Source organism: Arenimonas sp., from assembly GCF_022842045.1.
Classification (GTDB): Bacteria; Pseudomonadota; Gammaproteobacteria; order Xanthomonadales; family Xanthomonadaceae; genus Arenimonas.
This window is the reverse complement of sequence record NZ_JALHQI010000001.1, coordinates 15,216-39,110: the sequence shown is the minus strand read 5'-3', so window position 1 is coordinate 39,110 and position 23,895 is coordinate 15,216. Positions and strand designations below refer to the sequence as shown.

The 23,895-nt window shown below is 68.3% G+C and carries 19 protein-coding genes; 2 read left to right on the top strand and 17 right to left on the bottom strand.

Annotated elements, in window-relative coordinates:
* Positions 1-6 precede the first annotated feature (6 nt).
* Together merP and merA are read left to right on the top strand one after the other, a co-directional pair.
* Positions 7-285 (top strand): mercury resistance system periplasmic binding protein MerP, encoded by a 279-nt coding sequence (merP, locus tag Q0C12_RS00155; protein ID WP_231693856.1) that lies wholly within the window; start codon positions 7-9, stop codon positions 283-285.
* Between the two features lie 10 nt (positions 286-295).
* The gene (gene merA / locus Q0C12_RS00150; RefSeq protein ID WP_231693855.1) at positions 296-1,990 is read left to right on the top strand and encodes a mercury(II) reductase; all 1,695 of its coding nucleotides are present in this window, start codon (positions 296-298) and stop codon (positions 1,988-1,990) included.
* Between the two features lie 199 nt (positions 1,991-2,189).
* On the opposite strand, the gene Q0C12_RS00145 is transcribed toward merA, so the two are convergent.
* From Q0C12_RS00145 to Q0C12_RS00065, 17 genes are all read right to left on the bottom strand, one after another.
* Entirely contained in the window at positions 2,190-2,684 is a 495-nt protein-coding gene (locus Q0C12_RS00145) for a hypothetical protein (protein WP_290884478.1), read from the bottom strand.
* The gene (locus tag Q0C12_RS00140; protein ID WP_290884475.1) at positions 2,681-3,808 is read right to left on the bottom strand and encodes an acetate kinase; all 1,128 of its coding nucleotides are present in this window, start codon (positions 3,806-3,808) and stop codon (positions 2,681-2,683) included. Before Q0C12_RS00140 ends, Q0C12_RS00145 begins: the two co-directional genes overlap by 4 nt.
* The gene (locus Q0C12_RS00135; protein WP_290884472.1) at positions 3,805-5,412 is read right to left on the bottom strand and encodes an AarF/UbiB family protein; all 1,608 of its coding nucleotides are present in this window, start codon (positions 5,410-5,412) and stop codon (positions 3,805-3,807) included. Before Q0C12_RS00135 ends, Q0C12_RS00140 begins: the two co-directional genes overlap by 4 nt.
* Positions 5,409-7,871, bottom strand: coding sequence for a xylulose 5-phosphate 3-epimerase (locus Q0C12_RS00130; RefSeq protein ID WP_290884469.1), 2,463 nt, complete (start codon positions 7,869-7,871; stop codon positions 5,409-5,411). Before Q0C12_RS00130 ends, Q0C12_RS00135 begins: the two co-directional genes overlap by 4 nt.
* A gap of 40 nt (positions 7,872-7,911) precedes the next feature.
* On the bottom strand, positions 7,912-8,829 hold the full coding sequence (locus Q0C12_RS00125; RefSeq protein WP_290884466.1) for a ribose-phosphate diphosphokinase: 918 nt from the start codon (positions 8,827-8,829) through the stop codon (positions 7,912-7,914).
* Complete coding sequence (locus tag Q0C12_RS00120; protein WP_290884463.1) at positions 8,826-10,337, bottom strand: thymidine phosphorylase family protein; 1,512 nt, start codon at positions 10,335-10,337, stop codon at positions 8,826-8,828. The genes Q0C12_RS00125 and Q0C12_RS00120 overlap by 4 nt, the downstream gene beginning before the upstream one ends.
* Entirely contained in the window at positions 10,334-11,725 is a 1,392-nt protein-coding gene (locus Q0C12_RS00115; protein ID WP_290884461.1) for an MBL fold metallo-hydrolase, read from the bottom strand. Before Q0C12_RS00115 ends, Q0C12_RS00120 begins: the two co-directional genes overlap by 4 nt.
* 125 nt (positions 11,726-11,850) lie before the next feature.
* On the bottom strand, positions 11,851-12,261 hold the full coding sequence (locus tag Q0C12_RS00110; RefSeq protein WP_231693844.1) for a hypothetical protein: 411 nt from the start codon (positions 12,259-12,261) through the stop codon (positions 11,851-11,853).
* Positions 12,262-12,275: 14 nt separating this feature from the next.
* On the bottom strand, positions 12,276-14,684 hold the full coding sequence (locus Q0C12_RS00105; protein WP_290884458.1) for a heavy metal translocating P-type ATPase: 2,409 nt from the start codon (positions 14,682-14,684) through the stop codon (positions 12,276-12,278).
* Positions 14,681-15,334 carry an isoprenylcysteine carboxylmethyltransferase family protein gene (locus Q0C12_RS00100; RefSeq protein ID WP_290884455.1) on the bottom strand — a complete coding sequence of 218 codons (654 nt, stop codon included), beginning with the start codon at positions 15,332-15,334 and terminating at the stop codon, positions 14,681-14,683. The genes Q0C12_RS00105 and Q0C12_RS00100 overlap by 4 nt, the downstream gene beginning before the upstream one ends.
* Complete coding sequence (locus Q0C12_RS14855; RefSeq protein ID WP_343212409.1) at positions 15,331-15,612, bottom strand: DUF2933 domain-containing protein; 282 nt, start codon at positions 15,610-15,612, stop codon at positions 15,331-15,333. The genes Q0C12_RS00100 and Q0C12_RS14855 overlap by 4 nt, the downstream gene beginning before the upstream one ends.
* Positions 15,613-15,694: 82 nt before the next feature.
* The gene (locus tag Q0C12_RS00090) at positions 15,695-15,922 is read right to left on the bottom strand and encodes a hypothetical protein (protein WP_290884453.1); all 228 of its coding nucleotides are present in this window, start codon (positions 15,920-15,922) and stop codon (positions 15,695-15,697) included.
* Positions 15,919-16,203, bottom strand: coding sequence for a DUF5676 family membrane protein (locus Q0C12_RS00085; protein WP_231693841.1), 285 nt, complete (start codon positions 16,201-16,203; stop codon positions 15,919-15,921). The genes Q0C12_RS00090 and Q0C12_RS00085 overlap by 4 nt, the downstream gene beginning before the upstream one ends.
* Complete coding sequence (locus Q0C12_RS00080) at positions 16,200-16,715, bottom strand: MerR family DNA-binding protein (RefSeq protein ID WP_290884449.1); 516 nt, start codon at positions 16,713-16,715, stop codon at positions 16,200-16,202. Before Q0C12_RS00080 ends, Q0C12_RS00085 begins: the two co-directional genes overlap by 4 nt.
* A gap of 1,003 nt (positions 16,716-17,718) precedes the next feature.
* On the bottom strand, positions 17,719-20,880 hold the full coding sequence (locus Q0C12_RS00075; protein WP_343212408.1) for a CusA/CzcA family heavy metal efflux RND transporter: 3,162 nt from the start codon (positions 20,878-20,880) through the stop codon (positions 17,719-17,721).
* Between the two features lies 1 nt (position 20,881).
* Positions 20,882-22,225 carry an efflux RND transporter periplasmic adaptor subunit gene (locus Q0C12_RS00070; RefSeq protein ID WP_290884446.1) on the bottom strand — a complete coding sequence of 448 codons (1,344 nt, stop codon included), beginning with the start codon at positions 22,223-22,225 and terminating at the stop codon, positions 20,882-20,884.
* Entirely contained in the window at positions 22,222-23,451 is a 1,230-nt protein-coding gene (locus tag Q0C12_RS00065) for a TolC family protein (protein ID WP_240183432.1), read from the bottom strand. The genes Q0C12_RS00070 and Q0C12_RS00065 overlap by 4 nt, the downstream gene beginning before the upstream one ends.
* Positions 23,452-23,895: the final 444 nt, after the last annotated feature.

Sequence of the window (23,895 nt, the reverse complement as noted above, 5' to 3'; positions counted from 1 at the left end):
ATCGCAATGAAAAAACTCGTCACGTTGCTCGCCCTGACCGCTGCCCTGAGTGCGCCCGTCGGGGCTGCCACCAAGACCGTTACGCTGTCGGTGCCGAGCATGACGTGCGCAACCTGTCCGATCACGGTCAAGGTGGCGTTAGCAAAGGTCGAAGGTGTCATCGAGGCCAAGGTGACCTGGGAGCCCAAGGAGGCGGTGGTGACGTACGACGACACCAAGACCACGCCGGCCGCCCTGACCCGGGCCACCGAAAACGCTGGCTATCCGTCTATCGTCAAGGAGTGAGTCCACGCTCATGATCGACACCGTCCATCTGCACATCGACGGCATGACCTGCGGGTCGTGCGCTGGGAACGTGAAGCAAACGCTGCAGAACGTGCCCGGCGTGCGTTCGGCCGCCGTGTCTTACTCGCGCCGCCACGCCGAGATCGAGGCCAATGCAGGGACGGTCGTGGACGTGAATCTACTGGTCGCAGCCGTCTCGGCTCTCGGCTATCGGGCGCAGCCCGTGGATGTAACGGGGCAGAACCACAGCACGCTGGACGACGCACCATGGCCAATGGATCGCGAGCGAAATCACGGCACAAATGAGGCTGCGCTGCACGTGGCCGTGATCGGCAGTGGCGGCGCGGCGATGGCCGCGGCATTGAAGGCCGTCGAGCAAGGTGCGCGCGTGACGCTGATCGAGCGCAGTATCGTCGGTGGCACCTGTGTCAATGTGGGCTGCGTGCCGTCCAAGATCATGATCCGCGCTGCCCACATCGCTCACCTGCGGCGCGAGAGCCCGTTCGATGACGGTATCTCCGCCGCGCCTCCGAAGATCCTGCGTGAGCGCCTACTCGCACAGCAGCAGGGACGGGTCGATGAACTGCGCCTTGCCAAATACGAAGGCATCCTGGCGCGCACGCCGGCCATCACCGTGCTTCGCGGTGACGCGTTGTTCAAGGATGCGCACACGCTAATCGTGGCGATCGGTGACAAAGACGCCCGCGAGGTGAGCTTCGACCGCTGCCTTATCGCCACTGGGGCCAGTCCGGCGACTCCGCCGATCCCTGGCTTGAAGGACACGCCATTCTGGACATCGAGCGACGCGCTCGCCAGCGACACAATCCCCGAACGACTGGCCGTGATCGGTTCGTCGGTGGTGGCGGTCGAACTCGCGCAGGCATTTGCCCGGCTGGGCAGCAAGGTGACCATCCTGGCTCGCAGCAAGCTGTTGTTCCGGGAAGACCCCGCCATCGGCGAAGCGGTCTCTGCCGTATTTCTCGACGAAGGCATTGAGGTTCTGGAGCAGACGCAAGCCATCCAGATCGCCTTTACGGATGGGGAATTCATCCTCACCACGGTACGGGGCGAACTGCGTGCTGACCGGCTGCTAGTCGCCACGGGCCGCACCCCCAACACCCGCACGCTCAACCTCGATGCGGCGGATGTGGCAGTGAATGCGCAAGGCGCCATCGCCATCGACAAAGGGATGCGCACCAGCACAAAGCATATCTACGCCGCCGGCGACTGCACCGACCAACCGCAGTTTGTGTATGTCGCGGCGGCGGCCGGCACCCGCGCCGCCATCAACATGACCGGCGGCGATGCGACGCTGGACTTGACGGCTATGCCGGCGGTGGTGTTTACCGATCCGCAGGTCGCCACTGTGGGCTACAGCGAAGCGGAGGCGCACCACGTCGGCATCGAGACCCATAGCCGCACGCTGACGCTCGACAACGTGCCACGGGCGCTGGCCAACTTCGACACGCGCGGATTCATCAAGCTGGTCACCGAAGCTGGCTCCGGCCGACTGATCGGCGTACAGGCCGTAGCCCCGGAGGCGGGCGAGCTGATTCAAACAGCTGCGATCGCCATTCGCGCACGAATGACGGTGCACGAGTTGGCCGACCAGTTGTTCCCTTACCTCACCATGGTCGAGGGGCTGAAGCTCGCGGCACAGACCTTCACTAAGGATGTAGCGCAACTGTCTTGCTGCGCGGGGTAGGGACTTGCTGAGCGTTCAAGGCCAATCCTTCGGCTTGATCGACTGGGGCATACGCCCAAGTAAAATCGACTGATTGATCACGGCTATCGAATGCTTCAGCGTTGTGAAGCCCGGAAACCCGGACCAGATTCCGTCGCCGTTTTCCGAGTTGCCTTCGAGGTAGATGCCCGGCCACTCACGGGGCGTCCGCGCACGGCCTTCAGACCCTTCCCATCCCGTCCTCTGGTGTCTCCGACCAGCAAGCGCAGGGCGGCAACTGCTCAGGCTCGTGAACCTGCAGCAAAAACGCCGGCGGCAACTCGCGGTCCGGAACCAGCGCCGCGCGATACGCCTGAATGAGATAGGGGACCAGGGGGGCTCGGCGCGTCAGCGCCAACCCCACCGTTCCTTCGAAGTACTCCAAGCGAATCATCTGGCTTTGCGCGGCCGTGAGCGCCTGATGCGGCCGCAGGCGCAGCGTCGCCGAGGTGTTCCAATCCCGATCATCAAGGTCGGCCGCAACCCAGTCGCCGTCGATGTAGGCTTCGCCAAATCCAAGCGATCCTTGGGCCAACACGCGCGTGAACATCGCCGGATCGCGCACCTGCAGATCCCAGGGCCGAGGGCCATCGAGCTGCACGTCCGCCAAAGCCAACAATCGGGCGACCGTCGCCTCGCCAGGGCGGGAGCGGGCCATTGTCATCTCGTTGCTCACTCATCCCCCAGGGCCAAGGCGGCCTGCAACAGTTCGTATTCCTCATCGACCTGGATGACCCATGCGCTGATCGTGGCGGCACCGGCATGCACCGCCGGGCCGCCGTGAAGGTTTGCGTCGGAGTCGAGCAGTAGGCCCATCCAGCCCAGTTGCGCGGCGATCCGGGCACGCACGCTTGCCGCGCCCGCCCCAACGCCCCCCGAGAACACGACCCCGTCGAGTCCGCCCAAGCTGGTGGCCATTGCGGCGATCCCCTGGGCGACCCGCATCGCGTAGTGCTCTCGGGCCAGGGCTGCGGGCTCGCCGGTGTCGGCCAACAGCTCACGCATGTCGCCACTGCCGCCAGAGAGGCCGCGCAAGCCGGAGTCACGCCACAGCAAGTGCTCGATCTCGGGCAGCGGCATGGCCAGGGTCTGGGCCAGATACAGCACCACGCCTGGATCGAGCGTGCCCGACCGCGTGGCCATCGGGACGCCATCGAGCGGGGTCAGGCCCATGGTGGTGTCGACGCTGCGACCGTCGGCCACCGCGCACAGGCTCGAGCCGCCGCCCAGGTGCACCAGCACCAGCCGGGCCGTCGCCAGCGCGGGGTCGAAGGCGATGAGTTGACGCATCACCGACGCAAACGCCAGCCCGTGGAAGCCGTAGCGTTGGACGCCGGCGGCATGCAGGGACGCCGGCAGCGGCAGGCGCCGGGCCCACGGGGCCAAGTTCGCATGCCAGCTGGTGTCGAAGGCAGCCACCTGCGGTACCCCTGGCCAGCGATGCCCGGCAGCCTCGATCAAGCGCAGGGCCGGAGCTTGATGCAGGGGCGCCAACGGTGTCAGCGCCGTCAGCTCGGTCATCAGTGCCTCGGTGACGAGGGCTGGACCCGGCCGGGTCGCCCCGTGCACGACCCGGTGCGCCACCCGCGTGGGCTGCCCGGCCCCGGCCGGCAACTGCACCAGCAACTGCGACAACCAGCGGTCTGCGCTGCGGGCAGCGTGGGCATCCTCGGGCAGGACGGCGATCTTGGCGCGGATCACCGGCGCGATCAGGAAGCCCTGCGCGTCTATGGTGTAGTACGCCGCCTTGACGGTCGCGGAACCGACATTAATCGTCAGGACGTCGCGCGGCGCGCTCATAGGTGCCCCGAGCGCGAGATGGCGCGCACCAGCCGCCAGGACAGGACCAGCGCGGCTGCGAACGCCAGCGCCGAGAGCACCGGCAGATGGCCCCACAGGCGCGGCCCGGCGCCGTGCAGCATCATCACTGACCCCGCCAGATACAGTCCCAACGTCACCAAGGCCAGGGCCAGGCGATTGCCGGTGCGCGCCAGCGTCGATTCCAGCGGTTCCAGGCCCCGATGGTGCAGCGACAGCGCAGGCCGTCCCTCGTCCAGTTGCAGCTGTCGCAAGATCTGCATCGCCACGACCGGCAGCTGCTCGGCGCTTTTGAGCAGTTGCTCGTGCATCGGCCGGCCCCCCGCCTGTTGTCGCAGGGTCTGGACCATGTGCTGGGCGCGGGCCCCCAAGGCTTGCATCAGGTCCAGGTCCGGGTCCAGGGCCCGCAGCGTGTTCTCGGCTAGGAACAGGGTGCGCATCAGGACCAACAGGTGGCGCGGCAGGCGAAAGTTTTCGCCCGCGCCGATCCGCGCCACGCGCCAGATCGCGTCCGCCATCGACCACTCGTTCAGCGGCAGCGTGGCCAGGCTGCTGAGGATTTCGCTGATGGCACGCACGTAGGCCCGCCGGTCAATCGGACCGGTGACAAAGCCCATCGCCACCACGGCATCGAGCACGGCCGAGGCGTCATCCACCACCAGCCCTTCGATCAGTTGCGCAAAGGCCGTACGCGATGCCGGGTCCAGGAAACCGATGGAACCAAAGTCGTGGAAGCACAGGCGACCGTCGGGCAGTTCGAACAGGTTGCCCGGATGGGGATCGGCGTGGAAGACCCCGGCGCCCATGAGTTGGTGCACGTAGGCATCGAGCAGCAGGCCGGCCAGCTCGCGCCCACGCGGCGTGCGATTACGGGTCGCGAGCGCCGCGCCGTGGCTGAACTCCTGCACGATCACGGCCGGCGCGACCCAGGGCTCCACCACATGGGGCAGGGTCAGGTAGGGCAGGGGATCGAAGGTGCTGGCCAGACGCCGCATGTTGCGCGCTTCCTGGACCATGTCGACTTCCTGATGCAGGAACTGACCCAGCTCGTCGATCAGATCCAGCGGCTGGTAGCGCCGCAAGCCCGGCACCAGCCACTGGCTGACACGCACACAGCGCCGCAGCAATCGCAGATCGGCATGCACCTGGGCCACGATGCCGGGCCGACGCACCTTGACCGCGACCGTGCGCCCATCGGGCAGTTGCGCCCGGTGCACCTGGGCCACCGATGCGGCCGCGAACGGCACCGGCTCGAACTCCGCGAACAGCGCGTCCACCGGCTGGCCAAACGCGGATTCGATCGCCGCCACCGCCAGCGCCGACTCGAACGGCGGCACATGGGCGTGCAGGGCCTCCAGCTCGACCAGATACGGGGCAGGGAGGAGGTCCCGGCGCAGGCTCAGGCCTTGGCCGAGCTTGACGAAGGTCGTGCCCAGACCTTCCAGGGTCTGGCGCAGACGGGCCGGCAGGGTGTCGGGAGCACGGCGATGCCGCCGCCACCAGACCCAGCCGAAGCCAGCCAGGGCGAAAGCGATCTGCAGACTTCGCGGCAGGCGCGCGGCGGGCAGGGGTCGGGGTGCGCTCATGCGGGGCGGGTGATCAAAGTCGGATCGCCGTGGCCGGCCAGCGCCGCCTGCTCGTCAGCGCGCAAGGCGTCATCGAGCGGCCGATCCAGGACCGCCAGCGCCGCCGCCACCGTGTGTGCCCACGTGCAGCCGTTCGCAAACAGAAGTCCGGGGACATCCAAGGTGCCGCCCTGGTTGACGAAACCCAGCGCCCGCGTCGTGGCCGGGCCGGTGTCGATCCGGCGCAACGCGCCCAGGTAAGGCTCAGGCCGGGTGTGGGTGACGAATACGCGCGGGGTGCCCACCGGAAAGTGACGCAGCACCACGGCATCAGCCAGCACGTAGGCGGCTTCCCGGGCATCGCGTCCCGCCCGCAACCTTCCCGGCTCGCCGATGTAGATGACCGCCGCGGCAATTCCCGAGGCGCGAAGACGCTGATGGGCCCGCAACACCTCCCCCAGCTGGTAGCTGCCGGTGGCAGCCAGCAGCACCGCCGCGGTGTCGGGATCGCCATGCAGCAACAGCAGCCCCTCGTCGGCCAACAGGCGCGCCTGCGCCGGCGTCAGCCGGTTGGGCACCTCGCGCTTGGGCACCACCAGCGCCGTGATGGTGCCCGTGGCCCGAAGGCTGTGCGTCAGGGCCACCATGGCGCTGTTGCCGTCCGGCGGGAAACACACGCGGGCGCCGTCCGCCATTTCGCCGAGCAGGGCTTCAGCCAGGGTCGGGTCTTGGTGGGACTGCTCGTTCTTGGCGTTCTCCCAGGTGTGCGAGGTCAGTACGACCGGCACGCCCAGCCAGCCCGGCGGCCGTCCGGCCTCGCGCAGATGCCTGGTAAAAATCAGCTCCTGGCGCAAGGCGCCGAGCATCTTCGGGGCGAAGGCTTCGTAGGTCACGACCAGATTGAGACCGCCCTTGTTCGCCAAGGCGGCGCAGACCACTGCCTCCTCGTTGAGCGCGGTGATCACGGCGCCGGTGCGGGATTCCGCGACACCGGCCTCCGGCACCTGCACCCTATGCTTGAGCAGGTCCAGGGTCGCGTCGAGCTTGTTGCTTCTCAACTCATCGGGATTGCCCACGCGCGGGCGCAACTGCGGATTGGCCTGCACCAAACGCACGAACTGGGCGTCAAGCGCCGCCATCGGCGAGCCGACGGTGCCGGGCTCCGCCCAGGCCGGCTCAGGCACGTTCGGCAGCCTCACCTGGCGGGTCGCGAGCGCGTGGTCGCGCTCGCGCGGCCGGCTCTGGGCGTCATGCGTATTGAGGGAAACGATCGCCGCCTGCAGGTCGGCGGGCGGCACGTAGAGCGGCGCACAGCCGGCATTGAACTGCTCGCGGGCAGTGGCATCGCGGTGGGGATTGCCGGACAGCGGCAGGTTGTGGGCCGCGTTGGTGCCGGCGCCGGGGAAACCGAAGCCCTTGGGCGCTTCGGCGACGCCATAGCGCAGCGGGATCCGGAAATCTCCCTCGGGATGCAGCGCGGCCGCTTCGGTGCAGGCCTGCAGCCGCGACTCGATGACGTGGATGCCCCAGGCGATGCTGGCGGGATCACGGCCGTCCAGGCCAATGGGCTCGAAGCCATTGAGCCGCAGGTGGCGGTACAGCCAGTCCTCGCCGCCCTGCTGCTCGATCTGGCTGCGCTGTTCGATTCGCCGGCCGTTGAGGATCATAATCGGCGCGACCAGGCCCGAATCGTCCGGGCGCCACCAGCGCGGCGCCCAGTCGCCGCCGCGCTGTTCCTCGAAGGCGCCATCGCTGACGAACGCAACCAGCCGCTCGCCGGGCAGCGGCGCATGCACGTAGTGCAGCTCGGCAAAGCCCAGGTATCCGCCTTCCTGCAGGCCGCCGGCGGTGTGGGCGTTGACGTGCGAGCCCAGCGGCGAGGCCGGCCGCCCTTCGGGCGTCAGCGCATACGAGTAGAAGTCGCCCACGAATCGCGCCAGCCGCGGCTCGTCGAGGCCGTAGCGGGCCGCATGCGCTGGGCTCATGTTGTCCACGATCACGTTGAGCGCATCGATCGCCGCCACGCAGTGGCCCTGGCCCATCATCCAGGCGCGGGTCCGGCCGTCGAGCGCATTCATCGCCAGGTAGCCGGCATAGGCGGGCACCATGTTCAACGCGCCCCCGGTGTGCCCCTCGGGCTGTGGCTTGAAATCCTCGGCGACCAGGGGGCTGCCATCGAGTCGGACACGCCGGGCGTAGGTCATATGCGCCACCAGCCACATGCCCGCGCTGGCAATGCGATCGGCCGCGCTCAGGCGCCGGTAGCCAGTTTCCGCGTCAGGCAGTGCGCCGGTGGCGACCAATTCCTCGAGCATGGCGCGTACTCGCAGTTGCGTGAGCGGCGTGTGCTCGATGACGCCATAGCCGGCGGCCCACGCGGCGAAGGCCGGCTCGGCCTGGGCGTAGCGCCGGGCCAACTGGTCAATCCGGTGCTGGTCAATGGCGCTGATGGCGCTGGCGGGGCAGGTCAGGTCGTTCATCGAAACTCCAGGGCACAGATGGGGCGGTGGACGGCGCGGCTCACGGGGCGGCCAGGGACGGGGTGCGCCCGGCGAGCAGGGCTTCGCAGGCCACCGCCAGCGCCGGCGCCATCGCGATGGCATTGCAGGCCGGGTGGGGAATGGTGTCGGTGCTGACGACGCGCCGGGCGCCGGCGGCGAGCAGGCGCTCGTAGGCGTCTTCGGAAAAGACCGCGTGGGTGACCAGGCAGGTCGCCGGGGGCAATCCCAGCGTGGCCAGATGCTTGAGGGTTTCGATCATCGTATGGCCCGAGGAGACGATGTCATCGACCACCACGGGCGTGCGGCCGCGGGCGGCGACGGGATCGGGCAGGCTCACCCGGACGGAGCGATCGCCCTCCCGGATCTTGGCCAGCACCTGGAACGGCACTTGCGCCCGCGCGGCGATATCGCCAACCCATTGCGCCGATTCGCTGTCGGGACCGATCAGGATCGCGTCGGGGACGTTGGCCTGCACCCAGGCCGCCATCGCCGCCGCCGCGGCGACATGGCGGGTCGGGATCGAGAACAACCCGTCCAGGCGCGGATTGCGGTGCAGGTGCGGATCCACCGTCACCAGCCAGTCGACGCTTTGCTCCAGGAACCGGGCAAAGATCGGCGCGCTGATCGCTTCGCCGGGATGGAAGCGCGTGTCCTGGCGCATGTAGGGCAGGTAAGGCGCGACCAGGCCAACCGAGCGGGCACCCAGATCACGGGCCGTCTCGGCGACAAAGCGCAGCGCCAGCGCAACCGAGTCCACGTTCCTCAGCCCGGCCACCAGCACCACGTCGACTGCGTTGAGTCGGGCGTCGAGTGTCAGCAGCGATTCCCCGTCGGGGAACCGGCGCCAGCCCACGGGGGCCACGCGAGCCTGCAGGCGCGAACCGACCTCCAACGCCAGGGGCTGCAAATCGGGAAAGGGGATCAGGACGCGGCTCATGGGTCCTCCAGGGTCAGGATGTCGGGATGAGCCTGGGCGTAGGTCAAGGCGTAGTCGCGCTCGCCCGGGGACTGGGCGTGCACGGTGTACAGCGGCTGCCCGGCCGCGACGGGATCACCGATGCGCACGGTGCAGACGAGGCCAGCCAAGGCCGCGCCTGGTGCGCCGGCGAGCTTGGCCACTTTGGCCAAACGCCGGTTGTCGATCGCGCTCACGCGCCCGGCGCGGGTGGCCACCACCGGCGCCCGGAAGGGCGCCTCTCCCGGCTCGGTGAAGCCGCCTTGTGCCTCACAGATGGCCAGGAACCTGGCCCAGGCCCGGCCCGAGTCCAGGGTCTGCGTGGCCAGAGCGAGCCCCAGGCCCGGCGGCCTGCCCGGCGCCAGGTCCAGCAGCGCGCCGGCGACGGCCAGGGCGCGCGTGCGCAGGTCGGTCGGTGCGTCGGGTGCGCCCCGCAGCACCGCCAACACATCGCGGGCCTCCAGGGCGGGGCCGATGCCCATGCCCACCGGCTGGCGGCCGTCGGTACGCAGCACGGCGAGCGTCAGCCCCATGGCGGACGCCGTATCGGTCAGCCTGTCGGACAGGGCCTGCGCCGCGGCGTCGGACCGCACCTTGGCGGTGGGCCCGACGGGCATATCGATCAGCACGTGGCTCGCGCCGGCCGCGACCTTCTTGGACAGCACGCTGGCGACCAACTGCCCGTCGCTGTCGAAGTCCAGCGGCCGTTCGACCCGGATCAGGACGTCGTCGGCCGGACTCAGGCGCACGTTGCCGCCCCAGACGATGCAGCCGCCTTCGCGTTCGACCACGCGTCGCATCCCGGCCAGATCCAGCGCCACCGGCGCCATGACTTCCATCGTGTCGGCGGTGCCGGCCGGCGAGGTGATCGCCCGCGAGGAGGTCTTGGGGATGCGATGCCCCAGCGCGGCGATGATCGCGACCACGATCGGCGTGGTGCGATTGCCCGGCAGGCCGCCCACGCAGTGCTTATCCAGCACCGGGCCGCCGCCCCAGTCCAGGGTCTGGCCCACGGCCACCATGGCCCGCGTCAGGGCGATGGTTTCGCCGTGATCCAGGCGCTCGCCCGCGCACGCGGTCACGAAAGCTGCCAGCTCGATGTCCGACAGCCGATTGGCGGCGGTATCGCGCATCAGGGCCAGGCAGTCGGCGTCGTCCAGACGCGCCCCGAACACCTTGGCGCGCAGGGCGCCGGCCGAGGCGGCCGGCTCGGGATGCTGGAACGTGGCGAACGCCCCGGCGTCGGGGCCGACGGCCGACCAAGCCGCGTCCGACAGCGCGACCTCGTCGACCGCCAGGTGATCGCCCGTGACGACATTGAGCGTCGCGATCACCTGCCGCGTGCCGACGTGCATCTGGACCCGGGTCAGCGCCGCGAAGCCCTCCGAGCGACAGACCGGGCAGTCACGGTGCATGTAGACCACCGGCTGCTGGTAGGTATCGATGCCGGCGCGCACGACGCGCAGGCGGGTGTGGGCGTGCTCGCTCACGCCGTGGCCTCGCCGCCGAGCGACACCCTTTCCAGGTGCTCGGGGACCCGGCAGCGCCAGCCGAGCTCACGCTCGATCCGGCCGCGCAAGGCGTCGGCCGCGTCGGGCTCGCCATGCGTGATGTAGGTCATCGTGGGCGTGACCGGGGCCGGGCGCAGCCAGGCGAGCAGTTCCTCGCTGTCGGCGTGGCCGGAGAAACTCTCCATGGCGACGACCTCGGCCTGGATCGGCACCTCCTGCCCGAAGATGCGCAGCGACTTCTCGCCGCGCACCAGCGCGGCGCCGCGGGTGCCGCCAGCCTGGTAGCCGGCCAGCAGGATCGCGTTGCGCGAATCCTGGCCAAAGGCCACGAGGTGGTGCAAGACCCGCCCGCCGGTGAGCATGCCGCTGGCGGAAATGATGATCATCGGCCCGCGCTGCATGTTGAGCGCCTTGGACTCCTCCACGGTACGCACCATGGTCGCGAGCTCATACATGTCCCGACACTCGGCGTCGGTCACGTGGTGTTCGCCGTGGTGACGGTGATACAGGTCAGTAGCGTTGATCGCCATCGGGCTGTTGAGGTAGACCGGCACGCGCGGAATCTCGCCACGCTGGCGCAGGCGCGCGATATGCAGCATCAGGGCCTGGGCACGGCCGACCGCGAACGCCGGGATGACGATCACGCCGCCGCGGGCCGCGACCCGCTTGATCACCGGCGCGAGTTCCGCTTCGGCGTCGGCGCTGGGATGGCGGCGGTTGCCGTAGGTGGACTCGCAGACCAGTACGTCGGCACCCTCGAAGGGCGCGGGGCCCTTCATCAGCGCGTCGCTGGCCCGGCCGAGGTCGCCGGTGAAATGCAGGCGGCGGCCGTCGATGGTGAGCGCGATCTGGGCGGCACCGAGGATATGGCCGGCCGGGATGAAGCGGGCGCTGACGCCCGGGGCCAAGGATTGCGGCTCCAGGAAGGGGCGGCCCTCGAAGCGAGTCAGACACGTCATCGCATCCTGCTGCGTGTACAGGGGCAGGGGATTGGCGTGCTTGGAGTAACCCTTCTTCTTGGCAAACCGCGCCTCCTCTTCCAGCAGGTGGCCGCTGTCGGGCAGCAGGAGCTGACTCAGGTCGCGGGTAGCGTCGGTGCACAGGATCTTGCCGGTGAAGCCCTGCTTGACCAGGGCCGGCAGATACCCGGCGTGGTCGAGGTGGGCGTGGGTCAGCAGCACGGTATCGATGGATGCTGGCGCCACCGGAAACTCCGCCCAGTTGCGCTCGCGCAGCTGCTTGTAGCCCTGGAACAGGCCGCAGTCGACCAGGATGCGCTGACCCGCGGCCTGGACCAGGTAGCGCGAGCCGGTGACGGTGCCGGCGGCGCCGAGGAAGTGCACGGAACGCATTGACGCGGAAGCCATGGGGATGGTCCTTTAAGAGAATCGAGGGGACCGCACTGACAGCGGCCGGGGAAGGGCGCCCGCGGTGGCGAGCCCGATCCTGAGGGTCAGGGCAGGGTGACCGTGCCGCGAGCACCGATCGAACATCAGCGGATCAACTCGACGGTGTCGTTGACCTTGGGCTTGCCGGTGACAACCTCGGCCTGCGCGTAGTGCGTATCGAACAGCTCCGTGATCCGGACCTGCCCAATCGGCTCACGCCGGAAGCGGGAACCGGCCGCCTTGGGACTGCGCGAGACCCGCTTGTGGCGTACGACCTCGAGCACCTGCCCAACCTGGGCGCCATCGGCTTCGCCCACGCAGACGACCAACGCGCCAGCGTCGGCTTCGAGGACCTGGCCGCGCATGACGACTTCATGGCGGTACGTACTCTCCTGGGCGTAGGCGGAGGTAGCCAGGGCCAGCAGCAAGGTCACACCGACAAGGGTGCGGCGAGCACGTTGGCGCAGGGTCGGGTTAGCCGGAGGGGGCGTGTGGATAAGACGATTCATATTCATGAGTGGAGCTCCTGTTAAACAGCGGGGGAATCCTCGGCGGCGCTCGAAACCGTCGCCAAGGGTAGGCGCTTGAGCAACAGCGCATTGACAGCCACGATCACCGAACTGCCGGACATCGACAGCGCGGCGACTTCGGGCGAGAGAACGAACGGGAAGAGGACGCCAGCGGCCAGCGGAAAGGCCAGGACGTTGTAGCCCACGGCCCAGGCCAGGTTCTGGTGCATTTTCCGCAGCGTCCCGCGGGCGATCGTGATCGCCCGCACGACGTCATAGGGGTCGCTGCGCATCAGCACTATGTCGGCGCTGTCGATCGCGACGTCGGTGCCGGCACCGATCGCAAAGCCGACCTCGGCCTGCGTGAGCGCCGGGGCATCGTTGACGCCATCGCCCACCATGCCGACTTTCAGGCCCTGGGCCTGCAGCTTCTTGACCTCGGCGGCCTTTTCGCCGGGCAGTACGTCCGCCAGCACGATGTCGATGCCCAGGTCCGCGGCCACGCGCTCGGCCGTGGGCCGGTTGTCGCCGGTTATCATCGCCACCCTTACCTTGCGCCGGTGAAGCTCCTGGATCGTGGCCCGGGATGTGGGGCGGATGGCATCGGCAATGGCGATCACGCCGGCGAGCTTGCGATCCACGGCGACGTAGATCACGGTGCGCCCGCCGCCCTTGAGCGCCTCGGCCTGTGCGTCCAGGGCGTCCAGCGCCACCCCTTGCGCGGTCATCAGCAGCCGGTTGCCCAAGTGCACCCAGCGACCCGTCACGCGCCCCATGGCGCCCTGGCCGTCGATGTTGGTGTAGTCCGTCGCCCTCTCCTGGACCGGGCCCGCGTGCTTGAGGATCGCCTGGGCCAGCGGGTGTTCGGAGTGGGTTTCCACGGCGGCCGCCACATCGATGAGGGTTACCTCGTCCCACCCCGGGGCCGATACCACCTGCACGACGTCGGGCTGGCCCACCGTCAACGTGCCGGTCTTGTCGAAGATCACCACGTCCAGCCGCGCGCATTGTTCGACGGCCTCGGCGTGCTTGAACAGAATGCCGTGCCGGGCGCCCATGCCGGTGCCGATCATGATCGCCATGGGTGTCGCCAGGCCGAGCGCGTCGGGGCAGGCGATCACGAAGACGGTGATGGTCAGGGTGAGCGCGAAGAGCAGGGGCTGGCCGAGCCACCAGAACCAAACGGCGAAGGTCAGCACGCCGATCACGATCGCCGCCAGCACCAGCCACTGCGAGGCGCGGTCGGCCAGCAACTGGGCCGGGGCCTTGGAGTTCTGCGCCTCCTGGACGAGTTGGATGATCTGGGCCAGCGCGGTGTCGGCGCCGACCTTGGTGGCGCGGTAGGTGAAGGCGCCGCTGCGATTGATCGTGCCGCCGACCACGAGCGAGCCCGGCACCTTCTTCACCGGCATCGATTCGCCGGTGAGCATGGATTCGTCCACCTGGGACTGGCCCTCGAGGACCTCGCCGTCGACCGGCACCTTGGCACCCGGCCGCACGACGACCACGTCACCCACCTGCACGTCGTCGGTGGCGATTTCGACATCGACGTTGTCCCGGCGCACGATCGCCCGCGGCGGCGAGAGCTTTAGCAAGGCCTTCATCGCGTCCGAGGCGCCGGCGCGGGCCCGCATTTCCAGCCAGTGGCCCAGCAGGATGAAGGTCATGAGGACCGAGGAGGCCTCGTAGAAATTGGGCCCGTCGAACAGGAACGTCGCCCCGAGGCTGAAGCCGTAGCCGGTGCCGACGCTGAGCAGCACCAGCACCGCCATGTCCAGCACACCGCGGCGCAGCGAGCGGATCGCCGCCGTGAAGAACGGCCAGCCCGGGTAGATCACCGCGCCGCTGGCCAACAGCCACAACCAGACGTTCTCGGTCAGGCCGAACGGCGTCGGGGGCGCGCTCATCAATCCCATCGGTGACCAGATGAACAGTGGGATCGAGAACACCAGGGCGATCACGAAACGCCGCCGCATGTCCGCCGCTGCTGCGTGCAGATCGCCTCCGTGGTGCATGCCCTCGTGCGGGTCTGAGCCGGTCTTGGCGGAGGCCTCTGGACCATGGCCCGCGTGATCGACCTTGGCCTGGGGCGCGGCGACCGCGGGCTTTGTGTGCCCGTGGCCGCTGCCGTGCCCGGCATGGTCGTCGGGCGCGGGACCGGCAGCGGGGGGAACTGCCGGGGCGCTGGCCTCGGCCGACGGGGCACGACACGCGAAGCCACAGGCGCGTATAGCCGACGCTATGCGGGTGGGCTCGGTCGCGCTGCGCAGGTAGCGCACCTGCAACATGCCCGTCGCGAAGTTGGCATCCGCGGCCTCAACGCCCGGCAGTTCGCGGATCGTGGCGGCCAGGGTCCGGGCGCAGCCTTCGGTCAGCATGTCGCCGATCGGCCAGGTTCTCACTGCCGTCGTGTTCGGATCGGCCTTCATGAGGCCACCGCCTGCGTCCGGCGACGGCGCGGAAGGAACCTCGGCACCGCCGCCATGTAGCGCTCGTAGACGGCACCAAAACGTGCCCGCGTCTCACGCTCCTCATTGATCGCCAATCGCACATAGCTGATGAGCATCACCGGGTACAGCATTAGGGTGATTAGTGTCGGCCACTGTACCAGGAAGCCGGTCATGATTAGCGCAAACCCGGCGTACTGCGGATGCCGAAGGCGGGCGTAGGGACCGGTCTGCGCCAGCTCACCGCGACGCTGCGCGTGATAGAGCACCGGCCAGGCGCGGGCGAGCAACCAGAAGCCGCCGCCGATCAAAGCGAAGCTCAGGATGTGGAAGGGACCGAAGTGCGGATTGCTCCGCCAACCAAACATCATCTCAAACACGTGACCGGCGTCGTGGCTGAGCCAGTTGACCTCCGGGAAGCGCGACGAGAGCCAGCCCGACAGCAGAAACAGGCCCAGCGGGAAGCCGTACATCTCCGCGAACAGCGCGACGACGAACGCGGAATACAAGCCGAAGCTGCGCCAGTCCCGGGTCGTGAGCGGGGTGTAGAAGCTCCAGGCGAAGAAGATGAAAAACGCAGCGTTGAGCACGGCCAGCGCCCACAGCCCGTAGCCGGAATCAATGGGGTTCATGGCAGGTCTCCGCGATGCGTGTGCGGGCGCGGCGTCCGTGGGCTCGCGTCCGGCGGGGTGGACGCATCGGGCGGCGGCGCGCCGTTGGTGGCCGCGCCGTCTGCGTCAGGATCGCCGTGTCCTCCATGACCGCCATGGCTCCCGTGGCCAAAGAAGTGGAGCAACGGGCAGGCCAGCAGGATCAGGATCGGCAGCCACCGCCAGAGTCCGGACAAGTGCAGGCGGTGCTCTGCGAGCAGGTAAATAGCCGCGAATCCCATCAAGATCCAGAAAATCATTCGAGCCCGTCGCGGGGCAGGCGCGTGGGGATGGGTTGTAGGCGTCGTCATGGAAAGGACTCCTGGCGGGTAGGGGGCGGGATCAGGACTTGTCGAGCGTGCGCAGGTAAGTGACCAGCGCCGCCGCGTCCGCGGCCGTCAGGGCGGCATTGCCGCCCTTGGCCGGTATCGCCGTGGGCAATGCCGACGCGGCGAAGTGGAAGACGACGGGCGTGTCATCGGTCGGGCCGTCGGCTTCCGGCAGTGCGGCGACGGCCAGCGGAGCCGCGAACAGGCTGGCGAGCAGCAGGGGTACGTGAGTGCGTTTCATCGGTGACCTCCAATCAAGCGATTGACAGTGGCGAAGAGGGCGCCGGCCACAAAGGCGTGGCCCGCGATCGCGAGCGAACCGATCAGCACCGCGCTCCAGCGCAGTTCGCCGACCGCCGGTGAGAGGCTCGACGGGCTCAGGCCGTGCACGATCAGGCCCAGGCCGGCGGCCAGGGTGCAGGGGGACCACGCCACGACCAGCGCGCATGCCAGGTAAAGCGCGACCGCCGTTACAGCCAGAGACAGGCCGCAAGACAATGGCGATGGACGAGGGCGGCTCATGAGGCCGTCTCCTCTGAAGCGTTGCGACCCCCCAGAAGGCGCCGCGGGGTGGATTTGGGGACGACCGCGGCCTCGCTGGCCGCGACGGCTTCGATCAGTGCGCAGACGTCATTACCCGTCGGCACGGCGTCGGGCAGGCGGGACCACTGGGCCACGGCCTGCGCCATTCGCGTTTGCAGCGCCAGGAGCTGCTCGAGCTGGTCACGGGTTTCCGCCAGCCGACGGCTGATGATGTCGCGCACGAGCGGACACGGACTCCGGCGCTGGCGACTGCGCCGCAGGATTTCCTCGATTTCGGTCAGAGTGAAGCCCAAGCGCTGCGCCGTGCGAATGAAGTGCAGGCGATGCAGCTCCGCCGTCGAGAACAGTTGGTAGCCGGCCTCCGTGTGCCTGGCCGCCCGCAGCAGGCCGCGGCGCAGGTAGTTGCGCACGACGTGCACCGTCACGCCACCCGATTTCGCCAGGCGGCGCACCGTCATCGGCGGCTCGGTCTTGTGCAGATGGGCTGTCATCGCGTGCTCCCGCAGAACTTGCCGGAGACCGTAAACCTGAGTGTCGGACACAGGTCAAGGCGCGCCGGAGCGCTAACGCTGATGGCGACAGCTCTTCGTGGAAGGGGAAATCTCATGGTCTTGGCCTCGCGCGTACCGCCGCCTGACGGCGTTGCGGTAGGAGTCGGCGGGGCAGGCCGCGCACACGGCGGCTGCACCGAGGCGACCGGCGCCCTTACGGGCGCCGGTCGAGCATCGGCGCGGGATCAGATCAGCAGGAGGCTGGCTGGATGGGGGGTAGGTCGGTGCCAGGCGACACGAGGACGCGCTGCCACCGCCCGGCCCGCCGCATCAGGCAGTCGCTGCACGGCCACGACCGACATGATTGGCACAGGACCCAGGGTCGGTACCGACTCCAGTCGCGGCGCCTCCTTGCTCAGGTCGCCTTGACTGCAGTGCGACGCGCACAGGGGCGTGTCCCCATTGAGCGGAGTGCCATGGCACGGTGGGGCCGGATCGGCTCCCGCGGACTGGCCATGATCGGCATGTTCGGCATGGGCGGGCATCGAAGCCATCGCCGAGCCCATGCACGCCGGATGGCCCGCCAGAACCAGTTGTGCCCATACCAGCGCCAGCATCGCCAGCAGCGAAATGGGAGTACGCCAGCGGTGGCGGCGGAAGCGGTTCATCCTACTCAGCACGTTACACCTCTCCTAGGGACCGGCTTTGACCTACGTCAATTGACGAGCCCGCAAGGTCCGCGCATGCCTTGGCTCGAGTGTCCGCGACGGCGGAAGTGGATGTGAGTCGTGATGGGTCAAGGCGAACTCCTGAGGTAGGACCGGGAGGCAAGCGGACCGCAGGCTCCGGGAGCGGCGCGTCGGCCCGGGCGACAGGCCCGGGCCGTACGGCCGCCCCCTAGCCTCGGCGCGGACTCGGCGTCGGTTCACCGCGCGGCACGAGCGCGGTCTGTCGACCCTAAAGCTGGGTGCCGCACGCAGGTCAATGGACGGGAGGGGGCCGATCATCGCGCCGCCTCCGACAATCCGGCGACCGGGACGGCCTGCGCCCGGGGGCCCAGCAGCTCCCGGCGCTTGACCAGCGCGTAGATCACCGGGATCACGACCAGCGTCAGGATCGTGGACGACACCATCCCGCCGACCATCGGCGCGGCAATGCGCCGCATGACTTCCGAACCGGTGCCGGTGCTCCACATGATCGGCAGCAGGCCAGCCATAATGGCGACCACGGTCATCATCTTGGGTCGGACGCGTTCGACGGCGCCCTCGACGATGGCGTCCGTGATGTCCGCCAAGGTCAGCGCCTCGCCTTTCGCCTCCCGGTCTTTGGCGCGGGCTTCCAAGGCATGGTCAAGGTAGATCAGCATCACCACGCCGGTTTCGGCCGCGACACCGGCCAGCGCAATGAAGCCAACGGCAACCGCGACACTGAGGTTGTAGTCCAGCGCCCACATCAGCCACACGCCGCCGACCAAGGCAAAGGGCACGGACAGCATCACGATCAGCGACTCGGTGACCCGGCGGAAGTTCAGGTACAAGAGCAGGAAGATCAGCGACAGCGTCACCGGCACCACGATTTTCATCTTGGCGATCGCCCGCTGCATGTACTCGTACTGGCCGCTCCAGGTGGCGTAGTAGCCCGGCGGGAAGGTGACCGACTGGGCTACGGCCTCCTGTGCGGAGCGAACGTAGGCCCCCATGTCCGGATCGCGGGTGTCGACGTAGATGTAGGCCGATAGCAGGGCGTTCTCGGTACGGATCGACGGCGCGCCCTTGCGAACCGTCACGTGCGCCAACTCGCCCAAGGGAATCTGGGCGCCGTCCATGGTGGGGACCAACACTTGCTGCGCAATGGTTTCCGGACTGTCGCGCAATTCCCTGGGATAGCGCACGATCACGCCAAAGCGCTCACGCCCTTCCACCGTCGTGGTGACCATCTCGCCACCCAGCGCGGCCGCGATGACGTCTTGCAGCTCGCCGACCGGCAAGTTGTAACGCGCCAACTGGCGACGGTCGGGTTCGATATCGAGGTAGAACCCGCCGGTGAGACGCTCGGCGTAGGCGCTGGTGGTGCCCGGCACGGTCCGCACTGCGGCCTCGATCTCCTTGGCCAGTCGCTCCATCTCCCCCAGGTCCGTTCCGAACACCTTGATGCCGATCGGCGTGCGGATACCGGTGGCCAGCATGTCCGTGCGGGCCTTGATCGGCATGGTCCAGGAATTGGCCACGCCGGGGAACTGCAGCGCCGTGTCCATCTCGGCGATAAGGGCGTCGATGGTCATGCCCTCGCGCCATTGGTCTTCGGGTTTAAGGTTGATGACGGTCTCGAACATCTCCAGCGGTGCCGGGTCCGTGGCCGTCAGGGCGCGCCCGGCCTTGCCAAAGACCGACTCGACTTCCGGGAAGGTCTTGATGATCCGGTCCTGCTGCTGGAGCAATTCCGCCGCCTTGGTGACCGACATGCCCGGGAGTGACGCGGGCATGTACAGCAGGGTGCCCTCGTTGAGCGTGGGCATGAACTCGCTGCCCAGGCGCGAGGCAGGCCAGGCCGTTCCGAGCAGGGCAACCAGGGCCAGCACCAGCGTGGCCGCCTTGTGCTTGAGAACGACGGCAATCACCGGCCGGTAGATCGCGATCAGGAACCGGTTCACCGGATTCTTCGCTTCCGGCAGGATCTTGCCGCGCACGAACAGCAGCATCAGGACCGGGACCAGGGTCACCGACAACAGCGCGCCGCCCGCCATAGCAAAGGTCTTTGTGAACGCCAGCGGATGGAACAGCCGGCCTTCCTGCGCTTCCAGGGCAAACACCGGCAGGAACGACACCGTGATGATCAGCAGGCTGAAGAACAGGGCGGGGCCGACCTCGCGGCAGGCATCGATGATCAGCTGGATACGCGGTTTGGTTCCATCGTCGCGCTCGATGTGCTTGTGCGCGTTCTCGATCATCACGATCGCGGCGTCCACCATCGCGCCTATGGCGATCGCAATGCCGCCCAGACTCATGATGTTCGAGTTCATGCCCAGCAGGCGCATCGCCAGGAAGGCGATCAGCACGCCCACGGGCAGCATGATGATTGCGACCAGCGCGCTGCGGACATGGAACAGGAACACGATGCACACAAGCGCCACGATCACGCTCTCTTCGAGCAGGGTCCAGCGCAGGGTCGCAATAGCCCGGTGAATCAGGTCGGAGCGATCGTAGACGGCGCGGATTGAGACACCTTCAGGCAGGCCAGGACCGATCTCCGCGATTTTCTGTTTGATCCCATCGATGACCGTCAGGGCGTTCTCGCCATAGCGCGCCACCGCGATACCGCCGACCACCTCCCCCTCTCCGTTGAGCTCGGTGACGCCACGGCGTTCATCGGGCACCAGCTCGACCCGGGCCAGGTCGCCCACGAGGACCGGGGTGCCGTCCTCGGCCTTGACGACCAGTTGCTCAATGTCTTCAATGCCGCGCAGGTAACCGCGGCCGCGGATCATGTACTCCGTTTCCGCCATTTCAAGCACGCGCCCGCCGACGTCCCGATTGCTGCTGGCGATCACCTCCGAGATTCTCGACAAAGGAATGCCGTACTGGCGCAACCGGCCGGGATCGACCGTGACCGAGTACTGGCGAACAAAGCCGCCGACGCTGGCCACTTCGGCGACGCCCGGGGCCTTGGTCAGCTGGTAGCGCACATACCAGTCCTGGATGGCGCGTAGCTGGTCGAGTGACCATTGTTCGCCCTCGAGCACGTATTGGTAGACCCAGCCCACGCCCGTGGCGTCCGGACCCAGCGTCGGGGTCACGCCTTCGGGCAGCTTCTTGGACGCAAAGTTCAGGTACTCAAGCACGCGCGAGCGTGCCCAGTAGATGTCGGTGCCGTCCTCAAAGATCACGTAGACGAACGAGGCCCCGAAGAACGAGAAGCCGCGCACGACTTTGGACTTGGGCACCGCGAGCATGGCCGTGGTCAGCGGGTAGGTGACCTGGTCCTCGACCACCTGCGGCGCCTGGCCGGGCACTTCAGTGAAGACGATCACCTGCACATCGGAGAGATCGGGCAGGGCATCGAGCGGGGTTCGGGCGACGGCATAAATGCCCGCCGCGGTGATGGCGATTGCCATCACCAGGACCAGGAAGACATTGCGGACCGACCATTCGATCAGGCGGGCGAGCATGTCACTGCCCTCCCGTGTGGGCGGCGTGCGGGTCTTCGGCCGGTGGTGCTGCCGTCGCCTCATGGGCGCTGTGATCCTCGGCCGGGGGAGGCGATCCATGTTCCATGCCCTGCATGGCCGATCGCAGGTTGCTCTCCGCATCGATCAGGAAGTTCGCCGAGACCACGACCTTCTCCCCGGCCTCGACGCCCGACAGCACGGCGACCCGATCACCGGCCCGAGCACCCAAGCGAACCTCGCGTGGCGCGAATCGGCCCGGGGCCGTCTCCACCAGGACCAATTGGCGCGTCCCGGAGTCGATGACGGACGATCGCGGCACCACGACGGTCGGGTCCCCGCCGCGGCCCTGCAGTTCCACATCACCAAAGAGCCCGGGACGCAGGACCCCGTCGGGGTTCGGGAGTTCGATTCGCACGCCGACCGTGCGGCTGGTCAGGTTGACGACCGGCTGGAGGAAGCTCACCTCGCCTTCGAAGCGCTGTCCGGGCAGGCTGGGCGTCTCGAAGCTGGCCTGGCTGCCGATCGCCAGATCGGCCGACGCCGATGTCGGCACCTCGGCGATCACCCAGACCGTGGAGAGGTCGGCGAGCCGCAGGATGGTCTGGCCCGGGGTGAATCGGTCACCCTGGACGACAGGCTTGTCGACCACAACGGCATCGGCGGGTGCCGACAGCACCAGGCGCGCCTCGCGGCCCTGGCGAGCGACATGTGCCCCTGCCACCTCCCAGTTGCGCAGGCGTGTTTGCGCCGCGTCGCGCAACTGGCGCATGGTGGCGGCGCTGGCCGGATCACTGTCGGCCAGACGTTTCGCCGCCGCGTCGGCCACCGCGTACTCGCCTTGGGCCGCGATCAGCTCCGGGCTGTAGATCGCCATCAGCGGCTCGCCGCGCCGCACCGTCATGCCGGTCTCGTTCGCGTACAGGGTCTCTATCCAGCCCTCGAAGCGCGGGGCGACTACAAATTGCCGGGTCTCGTCCACCTGCACCGAGGCGCTCGCACGGACGTTGGCGACCAAGGCCTCTCGAACGGCCACCTCGGTGCGCACGCCCAATTTCTGGACCTTGTCGGGCGGCAACACGACCGTTCCGGGCTCCGCCGCGGGCTCTCCGCCCTCAAATACCGGGATGTAGTCCATGCCCATGGCGTCCTTCTTGGGCACGGGCGAGGTGTCGGGCAGACCCATGGGGTTGCGGTAGTACAAGATTTTGCGCTCGCCCGATTCGGCCGAGGTCTCCTGGACGTTCAGCGACCCGGCGTCCGGCGCCGAGGCGCGTCCCGACCACCACCCCAGGGCCAGCGCCGCTCCAACAGCGAGGGCCAGGACACTCCAATTGAACCGATTCATTCGACACTCCCAATCAGGGCGCGCACCGTAGCGGCGCCAACGAGTTCATTACGACGGACATCCACGCGCGACAGATCAGCGCCTTGCCAGGCCTCCAAGGCCTCCAACAAGGTGCCGAAGTCGACGTCGCCGACCCGGTAGCTGGCGAGGGCGGATTCGAAGTTGGCCTGCGCCTGCGGCAACAATGTCTGCTCGATCAGGCGGCGCTGCTCGCGTGCACTCCGCGTCTGGGCCCACGCCTGGCCCAGTTGGCCCTGCAGTTCGGTGCCGATCGCCTCGGCACGCGCCGTTGCGGCGTCCCTCATGAGCAGGGCCTCACGCTCTCGCTCACGCAGCGCACGCCGCTGTAGCGGGATCTCCACTTCGAGCATCACCTCGTAGGCGTCGACGCGATCATCGCGCTGCATGACGCCCACGCCGAGCGTGAGATCAGGCAAACGGCGGCGGCGCTGGAGCTGCGCCGCCGTATCGGCCGCCCCAGCCAGTGCCGTACTGGCCCGCAAGGCAGGATGCCGGGCCTCCGCCAGCAGGCCGAGCGCTTCGCCGAGCGAAGCGGCCGGCACGGCCAGCACGGGCTCGCCGGTCGGCTCGGCCAAGGGGGCGTCGGCCGGCCGGCCGAGGGTGGCGTTCAACATGGCCACGGCCTCTTCACGGATAGCCAGGCGCTCGATACGTTCGCGCTGCATCGCGGTGCGGGCCACCTGCGCGCGGATGGAATCCTGCTGGGCCGCGACGCCCAAGGCGTACCGTACCCGGGCAACCTCTTCCATCTGCGCCAACAGTTCGATCAGCCGGTCAACCACGGCCACACCCTCGCGGGCATGCCAGTAGCGCACATAGGCCTGCTCCGCCTGCGCCAGCAACCTCAGCGCCGCGGCTTCCCGCTCCAGCTGGATGGCGTCAGCCTGCTGTCGCGCCACGTCGCGGGCCAACCCGCGCTTGCCCCATAGCGGGATAGGCTGTTTCACGCTGTAGGTCGCCGACCCGACGTTACCGGGCAGTAAGTTCGGGCGATCAGGGTTGATCCCCTGCAATGAGATGCCGACCATCGGGTCGGGCAGGGCGCCAGCTGGGTAAATGCGTGCCTGCGCTGCTTCTGCCTCGGCCTGCATCGCCTGCAGGTCCGGATTGTTGCCCAACAACCAGGTCCGCACGGACTCGACATCGGCTCCGGGTAGCGGCGTGTCAGCGAAGGACGCTGGCGCGAACGCGAGCAGTGTCGCCAAGGCCAAAGCGCGGAGCGCGCCACGGCGCGGGTGGTTAGGGCGGGGCCCCGGGGGGGTAAAGGTGAGCGTGGATCCCATGATGTTCGCCTTGCACGGCTGCTGGCCACGGGGGCCGCAGGGGTGGGTCGGACGGCACCGGCCGCAGGACGCGGCCGAACCGATGTCTCCGGCGACGGCGCACAGCGGCGCCGGCCGGTCATCGGTGCGGGATCAAATCAACAAGAGACTGGCGGGGTGGGCGGTCGGTCGATGCCAGGAGCGCAAGGGCCCCGGGGTTTGGGCGGCATCAGGCTCATGAGGCAGGCGCTGCACGCTCATGACCGGAACGACAGAGCAGGCGCCCAAGGCAGGAACGGCCAGCACGCGAGCCACGTCCGGACTCAGGTCACTGCGACTGCAGTGGGTATCGCAAACAGGAGAACTCTCCGGGGACGGCGACGGATG